The following is a 16,705-nucleotide window of genomic DNA, read 5'->3' as shown; positions in this document are numbered from 1 at the left end:
AATTAATGAGGTTAGAAGGGAAAGTGGCATTAATTACCGGAGGAGCCAATGGGATTGGGAAGGTTACTGCTCAGGAATTTTTGCATGAAGGAGCAAATGTCGTTATTAGTGATTTTAATGAAGAAGCGGGTAGGAAAATGCAAAACGAACTAGGAAATGATAAGCGAATAACCTTTATTCCTGCCGATGTTACAGATACAGAACAAGTAGAATGGATGGTACAAAAAATACTAGAGAAATATGGGAAAATTGATATATTGGTCAATAATGCAGGAATAACGATTGATGGATTACTGACAAAAATGGACGAAGATTCATGGGAAAAGGTCATCTCGGTGAATTTGTCAGGAGTATTTAAATGTACAAAAGCAGTTGCCCCGTTTATGTTAGAACAAGGGGCGGGCGTTATCCTCAATGCTTCGTCTGTTGTAGGAATTCATGGTAACATCGGTCAAACAAATTATGCTGCAACAAAAGCAGGAGTCATCGGACTGACGAAAAGTTGGGCAAAAGAATTTGGTCCAAAAGGAATTAGAGTCAATGCGGTCGCACCTGGTTTTATTGAAACAGATATGACTGCAAAGGTTCCGCAAAAAGTTTTAGATATGATGAAAGCAAAAACGCCATTGCGAAAGCTTGGGAGGTCTAGGGATATTGCATCAGCTTACTTATTTTTAGCTTCTGATGATGCAAGTTATATAAACGGATCAATTCTTAGTGTTGATGGTGGTCTTGTAATATAGGTAGTAATGGAATCTACAGGTATGAAAATTAGGATGTTTTGTAAAGAGTATTGTTTTTTAGCTGAACATTTGGGATTGCACCCGAAACGAACAAGGGGGGCAATCCCTATTTATTTTTACATACCTAGAGTGGGAGGGGGACAGGGCCAATTTAGAGGGATTTCGTACTAAATTGAGCCCTGTTGTATGAATGTATCTCAGCAACATCACATTACTCTGGTCAAATAAGTGTCAAACAACCGTTTATTGCTAATAATACCGAATGTCACTCTTTGGCTTTTTCCAGATTTTCTTCATTCTAAGGCATACTAAACCAATAATAGCTACAAACAATAAGCTAACAAAGAAACCAGGTCGAATTTCTTTTTCTAATAATGTTCCGCTAACAGCAGCTATAATCAATATCAAACCTATAAAGGCAAAAATTTTATTCCATAAGGTAAATGTAAGAATTCGAAGGGAAGAAATAATGATAAAGAACCAGTTATACAACAATAGAATGCCTGCTGCTGTTGTAATGTACTCATATATTTTCCCTGGTAGTAATAAGGCTGTGATAATAGATGCCAATAATCCCACAGTTGCAAGTCCTAAAGATGGAATAGGCATATCTTTTAATTTCTTGCTCTTTTTTGCAAAAAGAGCGGGAGCATCTCCGTCTTTTGCTAATGTTACAAGAAGGTTCGTGACCCCAAACAAAGCGGCAGTCATAGTGGAAAAGCCTGCTATAATAATGGCCCCATTAAATACATGAGGGAAAAAGGCGAGGTTATAGTCTGCTAAAGCTGTTACAAAGGGACTTTCCTTCTCATGAAATGCGTTTAGAGATGCAAGTGTTACCGCGAGTCCTAGTGATGCTACATAAACGACCATCAAACTAAACAGCATGACTGTCCCAGCCTTTGGAGCATCTTCTTTCTTTTTTAGCTGCATCGATAAAATTCCGATTACCTCAATTCCTCCATACGCGTAAAATGCATAAATGAGGGAGGACCAAAACCCTTTAAATCCATTCGCGAATAGTTCATTGGCTTTCGTAGGTAAGTCAGGCTGTCTGGCATCACCACTTATCCAACCAAATAGTGCAACAATGGCGAGAATAATGAACATGACAATTGCTGCAAATTTTACGACAGCTAGGATGTTTTCTATTCTATCGAAACCATTTGTACCTGTTAAAACAATAATGATGGAAAGAATGGCGTACCCTGCTGCAAAAACCCACAGAGGCACATGAGGGAACCAAAAACGTGAAAGGATAGAAAGGGCTATCAATTGACTACCCATAATAAGAATATTGGAACACCAATAATTCCATCCGCAGCTAAACCCAGCCCATTTTCCGAAGGCCTTTCCAGCATAATAACAAAACGAACCCTCTTGAGGATCTTCAGCCGTCATTTTTGCCAAAACATTAAATACAATATAAGTTCCAAGTGCCGCCAATATAAATGAAAAAACAATGGAGGCCCCTGTTATGCCAATACCGATACTTGAACCAAGAAAATAACCTGTTCCAATGGTACAGCCAATACCAATTAATGATAATTGCCACCATTTTAAATCGCCCTCATTGCTAGCATTACTCATATAATATAATACCTCCTTAACTAGGCACTATTGTTTGATGTAAATGATTGGATTATGTATCGTGAAATAAATGGGAAACCCTTTATTTTTCGATACCTTTAAGACCTAGAAAGTGGTATTTATTTTAAACAAGAGAATCAAATGAGAAACCATCTACAGAAGAAATTTTTCCTCTCCACCAAGTGCCGTTGTTGGTGGTAGGTTGACCAACTGTACCGAAATATCTAGCATTTTTTAAGTGGATAAAAGTTGCTGCGTTTTCTTTATCTTTCTCCTCTTTTTCGTCTTGCTCTTGCTTTTGTTTCGAATACCCTTCCTTTAAGTCAGTGAATTTTTTTGTAATAATTTTTGACATAGTACTATCCTGTAACTTTTTGGATGATTCTGTAATCCCTTCATAGTAGGCACTTGCTCCTATTAGAGTACCTGAAACGACGACACCATTAACATTGAGAGTTACTGCTACTTCCATTCCATCTTCTTCGACTAACGTTAAAAACATTAGTAATACAGCATCGTCTGTAGCCATTTGTTCCTCTTTGTTATTTGCCATGAAGTTCACCTCTTTTATCTTTCGTGTTTTTACTATTATCTTGTCCTTCATTTTTTAAACCTAGAATTCCATAGGTAATTCATTTAGTTATAATTTACTCACCTCATTGGAAAACTAGCCACGCTTCATAACTACGTGAAAAAAACCCTGATTTCTTAAGGGGACAAGTTAAGTTATTACAGGGATTGGAATATCTACTATTTGTTTCTAAATAGTCTTGAAAAAATAATAAGTGTGCTTTCTTATTACCGGTATTAATTTGCCTAAATTGTTAGTTATTATTCATTGGTTTCAATAGAATATTCTTTAGAAAATATCCCATACTACTTATTATGCTTGTCTCTTTCAATGCAGTTGAAATTTTAAAGTTCGCTTTTTTACATTTAATAGTTACCACTAGGCTATCTTTATTTCTGGTATAGGTTGTATATTTTTACTAAAAATTTTTAAAAAGGTGACGAGAATGAAATCAAAGAAGGTTAGTTTATTAGCAACATCATCAGTTCCACTGGTGATGACATTAGGAAATTCCATGCTTATCCCTGTTTTACCAATCATTGAAGAGAAGCTAGGAATAACACCGTTTCAAGTTTCTTTAATCATTACAGTCTATTCTATTGTTGCTATTATTTTAATACCTATAGCCGGTTATTTATCAGACCGTTTTGGTAGAAAATTTGTGATGGTTCCCTGTTTGATTATTGCAGGAATTGGAGGAGGGATTGCAGGTTGGGCTTCTTGGAAAATGGAAGATCCTTTCATCATAATACTGTTGGGGAGGGTGTTGCAGGGGATCGGTTCCGCTGGTGCGGCACCTATTGTTATTCCAATGATTGGAGATATGTTTGAGAGTGATAAAGAAATTACATCGGGGTTGGGGTTAATTGAAACTTCCAATACTGCCGGAAAAGTGTTAAGTCCCATTATTGGAGCTGTGTTAGCCTCATTTATTTGGTTTTTGCCTTTTTGGTTTATTCCCTTTTTTAGTTTAGTTAGTGTATTACTTATCGTCTTTTTTGTGAAAATACCAAAGCATGATCGGAAAGAACAATCTGTTGCTGAATTTATTAAATCTGTAAAGGGAACGTTTAAAGAAAAAGGAAGATGGCTTTATGCCATTTTTGTAGTGGGATGTATTATTATGTTTATTTTATTTGGGGTTCTATTTTATCTTTCCGATATGTTAGAAACGAAGTATCACATTGATGGAGTAAATAAAGGATTACTACTTGCTGTTCCTTTACTCTTTCTCTCTACAAGTTCCTTTATAGCCGGAAAGAAAATTGGTCAAAGTAAAGGGTTAATGAAACTGGTTATCGCGGGGGGAATGGCTTTACTAGCGTTCTCATTTGTAGCATTACGTCTCCAACACTCGTTTATCTTTTTGCTTATCTTTCTCGTTTTTAGCGGAATTGGAATTGGGGTGGCACTCCCATGTCTCGATGCTTTGATAACAGAAGGAATCGAGAAGGAAAAGCGGGGAACGATTACCTCTTTTTATAGTGCGATGAGGTTTATTGGTGTTGCTGCTGGTCCTCCTGCATATGCTTACGTGATGTCTATTTCAGAGCATCTTATTTTTTATTTATCAGGGGGAACTAGTCTTATTGCCTTACTTATTGTGCTTCTCTTTATAAAGCCGAAAAAGGAAAAGAAAAGAACAATTAAATATGCTTAAATCGTAAAAGCGCAGAATTTATCAAGACAACCGGGTGTTCTGATAAATAGGAAATAAAAAGTGGCTAGTGGAGGGGATTGTATGATGTACTTACAAATTTTCACTGAACTTGTAGGGGGATACGTGATCCTCTTTGTTATCATTAAATGCCTAGGAAAAACACAAATTAGTCAAATTACTCCCTTCGATTTTATATCGGCACTTGTATTAGGTGAGTTTGTAGGAAGTGCAATCTTTGACGATAAAATCGGGCTTTCAAAAATCACCTTTTCCATTGTCGTTTGGGGAGGTCTTATCTATCTTACAGAGTTTGTAACACAAAAATCTCGAAGGTTTCGTTTTGCGCTAGAAGGAAGGCCTTCTATGATTATCAATGAAGGAAAATTAGATTGGAATGAGATGAAAAAAAATCAACTGGATGTTGATCAACTACAACAGCTGCTGCGTTCTAAGGACATTTTTTCTCTCCAGGATGTAGAGTATGCTATTTTGGAAACTAATGGGGGAATTAGTGTTTTACGCAAGTATGAGTCTGACCAACCTACACTTCAGGACTTGAAAATTAAAGGAGGGAAAAGAACCATTCCTCTTACAGTCATTAGTGATGGTCAAATATTGCGAAAGAACTTGCAAAAGGTTGGAGTGGATGAGGAGTGGCTCCATAAGCAACTAAAGGCTAAAGGGGTAGGGCCTAAGGAAATAAGCTATGCAGAGTGGGAGCCTGGAGGGGATTTGTATATCCAAAATTATTAAGTGAATTTCGCCTTAAAAGTAACTTGACTAAAATGTCATGCATATTCCCACTATGAAGAATTAGGAAAGTATCATCATTGATGGGAATGAAGTAAGTATCGCTATTACTTCATTCCTACTTGAAATTTCTTAGAATGTAGATATTTACATGGACAGAGCCTTTTTAGCAAGCATCATATCATTTTGAAGAAGCTCATTTAAATTATAAGAAGGATACAAGCCGTTATTATACATATAGGAAAAAATTCTTTCGTGACAATTAATGGCTTGATTCAGTTGTTTTTTTAATACTCCTCTTAGAGCGGGTGTAGCTGTTTCGGTGATGGCAATCCCGTAGTTTCTTACTGCTGTTTTTGCAAAAGCTAGTAAATCTCCTGCTAAGAAGCTATCAGCGTTACGGTATTCACTCGAGTTATTGGGGTGGGGTGCCTGTGGATAGAATTGAAGAAGCTCTTTTACGTTCATTTCAAGCTCTTTAATTGTTTGTTGGTAAATACCTTTTAAATTATTATCCTGGATTTCTTTTATACCTCTTTTTAGCTTCATTAAACCGATTGAATTAAATGCAACTAACTCATGTAGTTCAAGTGTTTCATGCCAAGCGAGATAACTATGCTCCATTTCTTTCTCTCCTTTTCCATTATTCAACCCTAGTGTATGAACAACAAGGATTTTAGGAACTTAACCCATAAAGTTTGGGCTGTTTAGCTTCTTTTTTGCAATAGATGTATTTTTTTGAGTGAATGAGGGAATTTATGCTTAGGTCCCATAAAAAATACCTTAAGGAGTTTTACATATGCCGCTTATAGAACTTGTACTTAGGATTACACTTGCTTTTACAACTTTATTAGTTTTAACAAGGCTTATGGGCAGAAAAGAACTGTCCCAATTGACTTTTTTTAATTTTGTATCAGGTATTGCAATCGGTACCATCGGGGCATCACTTGCAATTGATTCCACTTTAAGTGTTCGCAATGGAGTGATCGCTTTAGTATGTTGGAGTGCTTTTACAATTGTTATGGGGCTTTTAGATATAAAATCTAAAAAAGTTCGTGTAGCTATTGAAGGGGAACCAAGAATTCTTATTAAAAAAGGGAAGATCATGGAAGAGGAACTTCGTAAAGTACGCCTAGATATAGACGCTTTGAATTCTTTACTAAGACAGAAAAATGTATTTTCTGTCGCTGATGTTGATTATGCAATTTTTGAAACGGATGGAAAACTATCTGTAATGAAAAAAGAAGCAAAGCAACCTTTGACGAAAAGTGATATGAATATTCAACAAGTTAAGGCTGATATTTTCCCTATTTCAACGACTGTTGTATCCGACGGAAAAATAAATACTACGAATTTGGAAAAAATGAACCGTGATAAAGAGTGGTTGGAACAACAGTTACAATCAGCAGGCGTTCATTCCATTTCGGATGTTTTTTATGCTGAAGTACAAAAAGATGGTACGTTATACATCGATAATAAAAATGATGTATTGCATTAATAAAAGCTGTTTTCTAGAAGATTGTTGCGTTTAACAACAGTTGAAAACATAGAGTGGGTTGCAGGGGAAAGGAACGGTCCATTTTCTACAAATAATACACTTTATAAAAACAACCTTAATAAAACTTAGTGGTGTTACTTTTTCTATTTGAGAGTCTAGAAGAAGTGAATAAATGTCGATAGAAAGTTAATTCTATACACATAAAAGGAGAGTGCATCATGAATCCCTATCAAATAAATAACATGATTATTGATGACGGGTTTGATGGCGAAGAAACGGTTACAGCTGATTTTACTCAAAATAATAAAGATTATAGCATTACATTTAATAAAGCAGACCTTGAAATACTTAATTCCTGGGTTTTTGAGAATGAAACATCTTTGCCAGCAAATTTATCAGACGACATGGTTGAATCAATAAGGGAAGCTGTTAGAAAGAGGATCTAGTCAGATGCACTAGATCCATTTTGTTTTTTTGCTAGAGATAAAAACATTTAGCTAGGGGGTATCTTCTCGTAAGAAGAAATGCTATCTTTTTATCGGAGGCTTCTACAGGAAGATAGTTGGAGGAAATTAAGTATAATGGACTTTTGGTTTATTTTTTTCATACATAATGCCGGACATGTTAAATGGCGTATAGTTCATCATGGGTGATTAGAAACAAGGTAAAATGGATAAAACGAACCAACGACTAGTAACTGAACGTACAATAATAATGGAGTGATTATATGAGTAAAGCTAAAGGAAAAGGTGGAACTGGTAGAGGAACAGGTAAGAAGGGCTGGACTCGTTGGAAAGCTAGTGAGAATAAAGCAAAGAGTGCCAAACCATATAAAAGTAAAGGGGTAAAGAAGTCAGGTAGTACAAAGACTACTAGTAATAATAAGGGTGAGGCATAAAGTGAATAATGAGATTTGATTTTATTTTACAAAAGGGAACTAAAAGGCTATTAAAGCTTATTTGGTTCCTTTTTTATTTTTTAGCGTTAGCTATTTAGAAGGTTGCTTCCGTTTTAATACGGAGCATCCTCACCACGAAAAATATTCCACTGTTTTCATTCTTTAAAACCAATTTTTTAGGAGACACTAACCTTAAAAATAACGGAGGTGTAGAGGATGGCTAATGGAAAAGAAAGAGATTATATTACAGTCGAAGATGAAGAGGGTATAGAACAACAGTTTTCTGTTGAGGGTTTATTTGATATGGAGGAGCAAACATACGCATTACTAAAATCAGCCGAAGATGTGAACGAGACGATTGTGATGCAAGTAGAAAATAAAGAAGGGGAGCAGTATCTTGTAGGCATAAATGATCAGGATAAGACGGAAATGATTCTTGATGCATACGAAATTGCTGTTGAGTCAAATCCAGCAGAATAAAATGTCAGGAAGAAGGGAATGAAATGGACAATAATATAATGGATGTAGTGGACGAAGATATCCAGAAACAAATAGAAGATGAGATTAAGGGTATGACATTTACAAAAAATTTCCGATCGCCTTCTGCAGAAGAATGGTACGTTTTTTTGCCAAGTTTTAAGGATCCGGTTACAGGTGGAGCACCTGGTAAAGCGATTATTCATTATAACCTTTACGATACAAAACATATTTTTATTAATACGACAATCATTTTTGATGATCCAGCATTACATAGGAACGAGTTGCATCGTCTTGTTTATGCAGTTTCAGATGAGATTGTCAATCGCCTTGTGGGATATGCCGATACCCTTTTATCCGTTCATTCCGGTGAGAATTCATACAATGCTGAATATAAACAATAATCTAGTAACGAAAAAAGAGGGATGAAAATGAATGAAAAATTAATTCATGCCATTAAGGATTATGCAAAGCCGATTGAGGAATTAAATGATTTAAATTCTCTACTTCAAGAGATTGATCAAAAAAAGTATGTGTTACTAGGGGAAGCATCACATGGGACTTCTGAATTTTATAAAATGAGAGCAGAACTTTCCAAAAAACTTATTGAAGAAAAGGGTTTTACTTTCTTAGCTGTCGAAGGAGATTGGCCTGCGTGCCAACAAGTAAACCGTTATATTAAAGGCTTCGACCAAACGCATGATAATGCTCGAGATGTTTTAAAATCATTTAACCGCTGGCCTACATGGATGTGGGCGAATGAAGAAATGGCAGAGCTTATCGAATGGTTAAAGGAATACAATCAAAAACAGCCGAAGGAGAAGAAAGTAGGGTTTTATGGGATTGATGTTTATAGCTTATGGGAATCAATGGATGAAATCATCAAGTATTTAGAAAAAATAAATTTTCCACAAATAGAAACCGCTAAAAAGGCATTTGCGTGTTTTGAACCATTTAATCGGCGGCCTGAAAAATATGGCGTATCTGCCTCCTTTTATTCTGAGGGGTGTCATGAAGAGGTAATCAAACTTTTAACTGATATCTCTTTGAACAAAAATAGTTTTACGGACGAAGAAGAAAGTAGTTTAAATCTTGAAGTAAATGCAATCATAACCGCAAATGCGGAGAATTACTACAGAACAATGGTTATAAATGATAATGAATCATGGAATATTCGTGATCGTCACATGGTGGAAGTGATTAATAAACTTAGTGAGTTTTATGGCAGTCCGGCGAAGGGGATTATCTGGGAACACAATACACATGTAGGAGATGCTAGAGCAACAGATATGGCTGATGAAGGAATTGTCAACGTAGGTCAATTATTAAGGGAACAAAAGGGAAAGGACGAGTTATTTATCGTTGGGTTCGGGACCCATCGTGGAACCGTGATTGCAGCGGACCAATGGGGTGTGAACCTTGAAAGAATGATTACTCCTCCTGCCCAAGCTGGTAGCTGGGAAGATGCTATGCACCAGGCAGGCCCCGATGACAAACTATTAATTTTTGACAAAGAAAACAAACATTTCTTTCGTCAAACAATTGGTCATAGAGCCATTGGTGTCGTTTATAATCCTAGGTATGAACACTACGGAAACTATGTACCTTCCGTGATATCGGAACGGTATGATGCATTTATTTATATTAACTACACAAACGCTCTTAGACCACTTGAAGTAGAAAAAATCGTTTTATAAAAATAATAGTAACTAATCTCCAGCATCAGTTGTAGGCTAGTCTAAAGGACATACGAAAAGGAGTTGGGTAAGCATTTCAACTCCTTTTCGTATGTTTACAATTTATTAATAAGTACGGAGGGCGGGCCTTTCACTAATAGTTATATCAAATTTCGCACCTCTGAATCGAACTTATAAAGAGAGGCTTTTGATATATTCTGTTAGATGATCCAAAGGGTACAAATGAACTTTGATAAATATGATCTCCGTGGACTATACTTTCAATTGAATAATGATGTGGATAGTACTTTACGCCATCTTTAGAAAAGTTAAATTTTTGAAGAAAATAATACTTATATATATGCGGTGGTATATATGGGGGGATATAAAAATATCTCAACTTAAGTCCTCCATTTTTGAGTATTTAATTTTGTGTTTCCTTAGGAATACAACCGAACGGATAATTCATTATTTTTCTTTACTGTTCTTTTATTTGAGAAAGCCTTATTTATCATCTTCCGACAGAATACCCCTTCTTCAAGGAATGTGGAGGGCGGTAGCCCAATGAGTAGGGAGGGGATGAATGTCAGTTGACGTTAGCCAAAGTTGTTGAACAACAAGAACATATGTGCTATAATTTTCTTGTGCAGGTTGTTCTTTGAAAACTGAAGATATAGGGTTGTTGCAGGAAAAACGTCTGCAACGTAAAATCTTCAACGTTCCGTCGTCCCACACTCACCGAAGTAGCGAAAACCAAGCAAAAGTAGGGAGTGTGGAGAATCCAACGTACAAGATAGTGAGTAATAACCGCAGGAGCTGCGGGGTTAGCCTGCTAAAAAACTGGTGGATACACTAGTGTTCGCAGGAATCCCCCACTTCAAGCGTTAGCTAAGTGGGGGTAGTTCATTTTACGGAACAATTTGCTTAAAAGTTCCTGAAGTTTTGTTATCTTCTATTTAGTAAATCCCGAAACGCTCTTTAATAGAAGAAAAGTTGATACAATCCGGGAAAATAATCTGTAAAATATCGTTGAAAAGGCTAATTGTCGTTTTAATAACTGTTAAAGATTTTTAAAATAAATAATGAAGAGGAAAGTTGGAAGAGGTTTTTAGTTTCCGTTCTATTATTCAAACGTATTGATAGAAGTGTAAGGGAAAATGTATTATGAAGTTGACTTCTGCGAAAATAAGTGATACATTAATAAATGTTGATACGATGGAATGATTGCAAAACAATTCATTTTATTTAGCTTTGAAGGAACAACTCTTCAATTAAATATTCGTCTGGTAATTATGGCGAAGAGGTCACACCCGTTCCCATGCCGAACACGGAAGTTAAGCTCTTCAGCGCCAATGGTAGTTGGGGGATCTCCCCCTGCGAGAGTAGGACGTTGCCAGGCAAAAATAGTAGCTAAGGACTTAGCTACTATTTTTATATTATCTAGATACTAATGTTAAGGCTTATATATATATTATTAGTTAAATAGGAGGAAAAAGAATGGCAAAGAAATCAATGATTGAAAAACAAAAAAGAACACAAAAGTTTTCAGTACAAGAATACACTCGTTGTGAACATTGTGGTCGTCCACATTCTGTCCTTCGAAAATTCAAATTATGTCGCATCTGTTTTCGTGAACTTGCTTATAAGGGACAAATTCCAGGTGTAAAAAAAGCAAGTTGGTAAACTGTATAATAAAGTAACTCAATTTTAATCAAAAGAATAATTAGGTTTTAAAACACTTAGGAGATAAAATCTCTTAGGTGTTTTTTTATTTTAATTTTCCATTTCTCAATTACAGTTGTTACCTTGACTTTTTAGCGGTTTAGTCAAAAGCATAAACAGTTTAATCATGGAAATAACTCACTAACATATTGTTGAAAGACTAATGACAAAATAAAAAGGCTGTAAAGCAATTTGTTAGGGAGTGAAGCAATAATGCAAATGAAAAATTCTGCATGGTTACCAATAGTAGCTTCTATTGGTGTGGGAGCAGCAACTTATAGTTTGATGACTGGACGTGCTGGACAGTTACAAAATATGATTACAGGAATGACAGGGATGGCAAGCAATAACCAACAGGCGCCGCAAACCCAACAAAACAACCAATTACAATAAGAGTAGGGCCTTATTTCTACCTATAAGGGATAAGGCCCTTTTATTCCTAATTGATTATATCTCATTACAAAAGAGTTATATTTCTTTTTTTACAATCCTTTAAAATTTTATCATTCCATACAGAAGCCTGAACCTCACCAATATGAGCTTTCTTTAGGAAAAACATACATAATCTAGACTGTCCTATTCCCCCACCGATTGTATAGGGAAGGTCTCCGTTTAAAACGGATTTATGATAATCAAGTACACGTCTCTCTTCATTATTTGCAAGTTTTAGTTGTTTTAATAAAGTTTTTTCATCTACTCTAATACCCATGGAAGAAACTTCAAAAGATCTTTCCAAGAGGGGATTCCAAAATATGATATCTCCATTCAACGTCCAATCATCATAGTCTGGCGAACGCCCACCATGCTTTTCTCCCGAACGTAGTACCTCGCCAATTTGCATGATGAAAACAGCGCCATGTTCTTTTGTAATTACATCTTCTCTTTGCTCTGGAGTAAGATTAGGATACAATAGTTCAAGCTGTTGCGTTGTGATAAAATAAATTTCATCTGGTAGTATAGGCTTAAGCGCAGGATGGAATTCATACATATAGCTTTCAGTTTCTTTCATTGCATGATAAATTTTTTTCACTTCGGTTTTTAATGTATCAAGGTTACGTTGCTCCTTTGCTATAACTTTCTCCCAGTCCCATTGATCAACATACATGGAGTGTAGATTGTCTAATACTTCATCTCTTCTTACTGCATTCATGTTTGTGTAGAGTCCCTCACCAAAGGTAAAACCATACCTAGCTAGAGCCATCCTTTTCCATTTTGCTAAGGATTGAACTAATTCAATTTGTGTATCCTTCAGGTCTAACGCATCAAAGGAGACGATTCGCTCCACACCGTTTAAATTATCATTTACTCCTCTTCCGCTATTTAAAAGTAAAGGGGCTGATACTTTTATTAAGTTTAATGCTTCTGAGAGTTTATCTTCAAAATGATCTTTTATCTCTTTAATGGCGATTTCTGTATGCATTAAATCAAGCTTAGATTTGTATCCGTTTGGTATAGCTACTGTATTACTCATTTAATCATCCTCCAGTTAGATAAGTAATCTAGTGTAAATTTTTAACGATAATAATTTTACTTCTAGGTTATTACTACCGTTCAATGTGTTAATTTCTCCACTTTATTCTCTGAGGTTAATTTTTATCAATGTAATTAGGTAATTGACTAAATTACTTTATGAGAAAGTTTCTGAGTTGTGACAATAGGGGAGGGGGCATGAGTTAATATAGTTATTGAAAATAAAGTATTAGAATAGAACTCCTAACATAGAATGTACAAGTTATCTATTGTGGGGGTGAGTGTTTTTCTTGAGTATAAGTATTTTTATTAGTTATATATTTTTAGGAATAACATTAGCAGCGCCGATTGGCCCGGTAAACTCTGCTCGACTAGATAAAGGGATAAAGAACGGTTTCTGGCACGCGTGGATCGTAGGAGCTGGTTCGATGATTGCGGATGCTTTCTTTATGCTGTTGGTGTATTTGGGAATGGTTCAATTTTTAGGAATTCCTATAGTCCAAATTTTTCTTTGGTTATTTGGTGGCTTTATACTTATCTATTCAGGAGTTGAAAGCATTTTAGGGGTGAATGCTGTTAGTTTGACGCAAAGCAGAAAAAAAGAATCCTTATTTAAATGCTTTCTTACTGGATTTATTATGTCTATAACGAGCCCATTATCTATTCTTTTCTGGCTAGGAATATATGGGTCCGTATTAGCAAAAACAGCGCAAATGAATGGGACTAGTCAGCTATTGCTCTACAGTTGTATGATATTTATTGGTTTAACTCTATGGGATCTTTTTGTTGCAGGATTGACGACTGGGTTCCGAAAATTTTTAAATGATACAAGCCTTAAAGTTATCTCTATTATATCCGGTATATCATTAATCGGATTTGGTGTGTATTTTGGATATCAAGGAGTAAAAGCACTATTTGGTTAGAAACTTCTTCTGTTTGGGTTTAATCTAGGGCAGGGGAAGCCGAATTATATCATATCTTCTGTTCCCTATTTATTATTCTCATAAAACGTTCATAAGGAACGAATTTTTAAAGGACATACACCCATTACTATCACTTGTAATACAATAAGTCGAGGCTAATAGAATGACATTTATTACAGTGAGGTGTGTAGTTTGTTTTTTCATAGAAAAGAATTACAATATCATGCAAAACCGGAAAGACCGGATCCGCTTTTTGCGAAACAGTTGCAGGAGATATTAGGTGGACAGTTTGGTGAAATATCGGTTGCTTTACAGTACCTGTTTCAGGGATGGAATGTGCGCGGAAACGGAAAATATAAAGACTTGCTAATGGATACTGGTACAGAAGAATTAGCTCATATTGAAATGCTTGCAACAATGATTGCAAGGCTTTTAGATGGTGCACCGGTTGGAGATCTAGAAGAAGCTGCGAAGGACCCTGTCATTGCCGCTATTCTTGGTGGGATGAACCCTCAACATGCGATTGTTTCTGGCCTAGGGGCAATGCCTGCGGACAGCGTTGGAAATAAATGGACAGCAGATTATATCATCGCAAGTGGAAATTTACTTGCTGATTTTAGGGCTAATCTCAACGCTGAATCTCAAGGTCGTTTACAGGCCGTCAGATTATATGAGGCAACAAGTGACCCTGGTGTAAAAGATATGCTATCATGGCTGATTGCTCGTGATAGGATGCATCAAAATCAATGGATTGCAGCCATCAAGGAACTCGAAGCAAAAGAGAATGTTGTCGTGCCAAGTACATTCCCTAAAGAATTAGAAAAACAAGAAGTTTCTTATACGTTATTTAATCTTTCTCAAGGAAATAAAAGTGCTACGGGACGTTGGGCTCATGGGACTAGTATGGATGGACTCGGAACATTTAACTATGTGGAGAATCCGGTTCCATGTACTAAAAAGCCAAAATTGAATCCTGCGCCTCCGTATATTCATGATACATTACCGTCTGTTCTTAGAGAAAATAACGGGTTAATTCCCCCAAGTTTATAATGATTTTAAAAGAGGTTGGAAACCATCTGTCCCAGCCTCTTTTTTCTTTAGGGTGTTTTCTAAAAGGTTGTTACTTTTAACAACATTTGAAAAAATGGAGTGGGTTGGAGCGGAAAGGGACTTTTTCTGTGAATGAAAAGGAATGACCTATCCTTTATTGACTATCATTCGTCTTCGTTTTCATCTTTCGTATCCATTCTATTCGGGCTTAGCTCTTCTGAAGCTTCTGTTTGGTATCGTAAATTTCCTGTTCGATTATTTTCATTTTCTGTTTTTGCCATAACATGATTAGAGATATATTTGTGAAAGAGGTATTCAAATAGTGCTACTCCTGCTGCAGAAATGAAAGAGACTGTCAATAAATTATCTCCGTTAGTTAAGTTTGCTCCCATTAACCAGATAATCATAAAGGCTAGTCCAAAGTCTGCAAACGTAGCAATTGCGTTATTAGTTTTTGGTAAAATAAACATGTCGCCAATTATATATGAAGCGGCTCCTAAAACTAAAGTGATGAGGAGAACATTCCCGAAAGACATGTCATAAAATAACCCTAGTATAATATACAAAAGAATAAAACTAGAAATAAATTTTATTGCTAATGCTTTAATATGGTCCATTATATCAACTCCTTTTCAGTGTATTATGCATACTTAGAAGTAATACTATTCACAATTTTAATGTTTACTAAAAAGATTATCTCTCAACTTTAAAATCGTGAATAGAATGTCTACAAGCATATTGAAAAGGGAGGTATGATAAAGGATTAAATATTTTTTGAGATGAATTTTGTTTTCGTCTACTATTACCAAACGTATCAACCATCAAGCTAAAACTATTATGTACTCCGCTTTTTAAACAGTTAATTATCCGGATAGGATTCTTTTAAAAATTTTATGGATTGATTAATTAATTCTTTTAGCACATCAACATTAATATCTGCTACTTTATTAATGTAGACACATGCTTTTCCTGTCGTATGTTTTCCAAACTCCTTTAGTAACTCTTCTCGCTTTGTGTCACCTGTTGCAAAATACAAACTGATTTTTGCTTTTCGAGGGGAAAACCCTACTAGTGGTGCATCACCTTCGTGACCAGATTTATACTTATAATGATAGGAACCAAATCCGATAATACTCGGTCCCCACATCTTCGCTTTAAATCCGCTTGTCTCCGTAAAAATATCTAATAATTTATAGGCATCTTCTCGTTTTTTCGGGCTCTCAACATTTTCAATAAACTCCATGACGCTGTTGTCATTTTCTTTTGTTTTTAGTTCGTACATAAGTGAAACCTCTCCTTTTTGGTAAAAGTGTAAACATGAACTATACCAAAACTTCTGCATTAGAATCTCTTTTCCTTCTACCTTCCGTAATTCCGCTTACTTTTCTAGTCCTGTTACTCAATTTAACGATATTAAATACCCATATGAGTATAGTAATTTTTATCTTTGGATTATGTCATAAAGGGTCAATGTAAGATAGGGAAAGGCTTGGGATAATTAGTCTAGCTTTATAAAGAATCAAAGGGAGATATGTGTAAGAACCTAGAAAGATGGTAAAGAGGAAAAACTTGTCGAAAAGCATGGAGCGGTCTATTACCTCAGGTCTTTTAGTCATTAATTCCATCGGACGTCCGGATAGTTGGCTGGAAAAGTAGAAGCTGAGAGTATAGCGGAAA

Annotated in this window: 19 protein-coding genes and 1 rRNA gene; 14 read left to right on the top strand and 6 right to left on the bottom strand. The window is 35.8% G+C overall.

All coding sequences use genetic code 11. The features are described from left to right. Nucleotides 1–5: 5 nt before the first annotated feature. Nucleotides 6–743, top strand: coding sequence for a 3-oxoacyl-ACP reductase FabG (fabG, locus tag ACFSUL_RS16895; protein WP_377937084.1), 738 nt, complete (start codon nucleotides 6–8; stop codon nucleotides 741–743). Between the two features lie 249 nt (nucleotides 744–992). Here the strand turns inward: fabG and ACFSUL_RS16890 are convergent, their stop codons facing one another. Together ACFSUL_RS16890 and gvpU are read right to left on the bottom strand one after the other, a co-directional pair. Further along, nucleotides 993–2,333: an amino acid permease gene (locus ACFSUL_RS16890; protein WP_377937083.1), complete on the bottom strand. Its 1,341-nt coding sequence runs from the start codon at nucleotides 2,331–2,333 to the stop codon at nucleotides 993–995. Nucleotides 2,334–2,457: 124 nt separating this feature from the next. Beyond that, nucleotides 2,458–2,886: a gas vesicle accessory protein GvpU gene (gene gvpU / locus ACFSUL_RS16885; protein ID WP_377937082.1), complete on the bottom strand. Its 429-nt coding sequence runs from the start codon at nucleotides 2,884–2,886 to the stop codon at nucleotides 2,458–2,460. A gap of 454 nt (nucleotides 2,887–3,340) precedes the next feature. Here gvpU and ACFSUL_RS16880 point away from each other — a divergent pair, with 454 nt between their 5' ends. Together ACFSUL_RS16880 and ACFSUL_RS16875 are read left to right on the top strand one after the other, a co-directional pair. Next, entirely contained in the window at nucleotides 3,341–4,564 is a 1,224-nt protein-coding gene (locus ACFSUL_RS16880; protein WP_377937081.1) for an MFS transporter, read from the top strand. Between the two features lie 81 nt (nucleotides 4,565–4,645). Beyond that, on the top strand, nucleotides 4,646–5,317 hold the full coding sequence (locus ACFSUL_RS16875; protein ID WP_377937080.1) for a DUF421 domain-containing protein: 672 nt from the start codon (nucleotides 4,646–4,648) through the stop codon (nucleotides 5,315–5,317). Nucleotides 5,318–5,461: 144 nt separating this feature from the next. On the opposite strand, the gene ACFSUL_RS16870 is transcribed toward ACFSUL_RS16875, so the two are convergent. Next, nucleotides 5,462–5,938: a spore coat protein gene (locus ACFSUL_RS16870; protein ID WP_377937079.1), complete on the bottom strand. Its 477-nt coding sequence runs from the start codon at nucleotides 5,936–5,938 to the stop codon at nucleotides 5,462–5,464. A gap of 175 nt (nucleotides 5,939–6,113) precedes the next feature. Between ACFSUL_RS16870 and ACFSUL_RS16865 the strand changes: the two genes are divergently transcribed. The 9 genes from ACFSUL_RS16865 to ACFSUL_RS16825 all read left to right on the top strand — a co-directional run bounded on the left by ACFSUL_RS16865 (nucleotide 6,114) and on the right by ACFSUL_RS16825 (nucleotide 11,978). Further along, entirely contained in the window at nucleotides 6,114–6,812 is a 699-nt protein-coding gene (locus ACFSUL_RS16865; protein ID WP_377937078.1) for a YetF domain-containing protein, read from the top strand. Between the two features lie 218 nt (nucleotides 6,813–7,030). After that, entirely contained in the window at nucleotides 7,031–7,258 is a 228-nt protein-coding gene (locus ACFSUL_RS16860; protein WP_377937077.1) for a hypothetical protein, read from the top strand. Between the two features lie 281 nt (nucleotides 7,259–7,539). Then, entirely contained in the window at nucleotides 7,540–7,710 is a 171-nt protein-coding gene (locus ACFSUL_RS16855) for a DUF3934 family protein (RefSeq protein WP_377937076.1), read from the top strand. A 216-nt stretch (nucleotides 7,711–7,926) separates the two neighbouring features. Beyond that, nucleotides 7,927–8,190, top strand: a complete 264-nt coding sequence (locus ACFSUL_RS16850) for a DUF1292 domain-containing protein (protein ID WP_377937075.1) — start codon at nucleotides 7,927–7,929, stop codon at nucleotides 8,188–8,190. Between the two features lie 38 nt (nucleotides 8,191–8,228). After that, complete coding sequence (locus ACFSUL_RS16845; protein ID WP_377937744.1) at nucleotides 8,229–8,591, top strand: hypothetical protein; 363 nt, start codon at nucleotides 8,229–8,231, stop codon at nucleotides 8,589–8,591. A 27-nt stretch (nucleotides 8,592–8,618) separates the two neighbouring features. Next, a complete protein-coding gene (locus ACFSUL_RS16840; RefSeq protein ID WP_377937074.1) occupies nucleotides 8,619–9,884 on the top strand; it encodes an erythromycin esterase family protein in 1,266 nt (421 codons plus the stop codon). A gap of 1,261 nt (nucleotides 9,885–11,145) precedes the next feature. Beyond that, nucleotides 11,146–11,262: ribosomal RNA gene (gene rrf / locus ACFSUL_RS16835) — 5S ribosomal RNA — on the top strand. A gap of 98 nt (nucleotides 11,263–11,360) precedes the next feature. Next, nucleotides 11,361–11,546, top strand: coding sequence for a type Z 30S ribosomal protein S14 (locus ACFSUL_RS16830; RefSeq protein WP_071412473.1), 186 nt, complete (start codon nucleotides 11,361–11,363; stop codon nucleotides 11,544–11,546). 258 nt (nucleotides 11,547–11,804) lie between these two features. Then, nucleotides 11,805–11,978 (top strand): hypothetical protein, encoded by a 174-nt coding sequence (locus ACFSUL_RS16825; protein WP_377937073.1) that lies wholly within the window; start codon nucleotides 11,805–11,807, stop codon nucleotides 11,976–11,978. 64 nt (nucleotides 11,979–12,042) lie between these two features. On the opposite strand, the gene asnA is transcribed toward ACFSUL_RS16825, so the two are convergent. Further along, nucleotides 12,043–13,056: an aspartate--ammonia ligase gene (gene asnA / locus ACFSUL_RS16820; protein ID WP_377937072.1), complete on the bottom strand. Its 1,014-nt coding sequence runs from the start codon at nucleotides 13,054–13,056 to the stop codon at nucleotides 12,043–12,045. 289 nt (nucleotides 13,057–13,345) lie between these two features. Between asnA and ACFSUL_RS16815 the strand changes: the two genes are divergently transcribed. After that, nucleotides 13,346–13,978 carry a LysE family transporter gene (locus ACFSUL_RS16815; RefSeq protein ID WP_071412470.1) on the top strand — a complete coding sequence of 211 codons (633 nt, stop codon included), beginning with the start codon at nucleotides 13,346–13,348 and terminating at the stop codon, nucleotides 13,976–13,978. A gap of 192 nt (nucleotides 13,979–14,170) precedes the next feature. Beyond that, nucleotides 14,171–15,028, top strand: coding sequence for a manganese catalase family protein (locus ACFSUL_RS16810; RefSeq protein WP_071412469.1), 858 nt, complete (start codon nucleotides 14,171–14,173; stop codon nucleotides 15,026–15,028). A 164-nt stretch (nucleotides 15,029–15,192) separates the two neighbouring features. Here ACFSUL_RS16810 and ACFSUL_RS16805 read toward each other — a convergent pair whose 3' ends face one another. Beyond that, nucleotides 15,193–15,645: a YndM family protein gene (locus ACFSUL_RS16805; protein ID WP_377937071.1), complete on the bottom strand. Its 453-nt coding sequence runs from the start codon at nucleotides 15,643–15,645 to the stop codon at nucleotides 15,193–15,195. Nucleotides 15,646–15,887: 242 nt separating this feature from the next. Continuing rightward, the gene (locus ACFSUL_RS16800; protein WP_377937070.1) at nucleotides 15,888–16,310 is read right to left on the bottom strand and encodes a DUF1801 domain-containing protein; all 423 of its coding nucleotides are present in this window, start codon (nucleotides 16,308–16,310) and stop codon (nucleotides 15,888–15,890) included. Nucleotides 16,311–16,705 lie beyond the last annotated feature (395 nt).

The organism is Bacillus seohaeanensis, from assembly GCF_042684945.1.
GTDB lineage: Bacteria > Bacillota > Bacilli > Bacillales > Bacillaceae_B > Rossellomorea > Rossellomorea seohaeanensis.
Note: the sequence above shows the minus strand (reverse complement) of the source record. Positions and strands in the feature narration are given on the sequence as shown.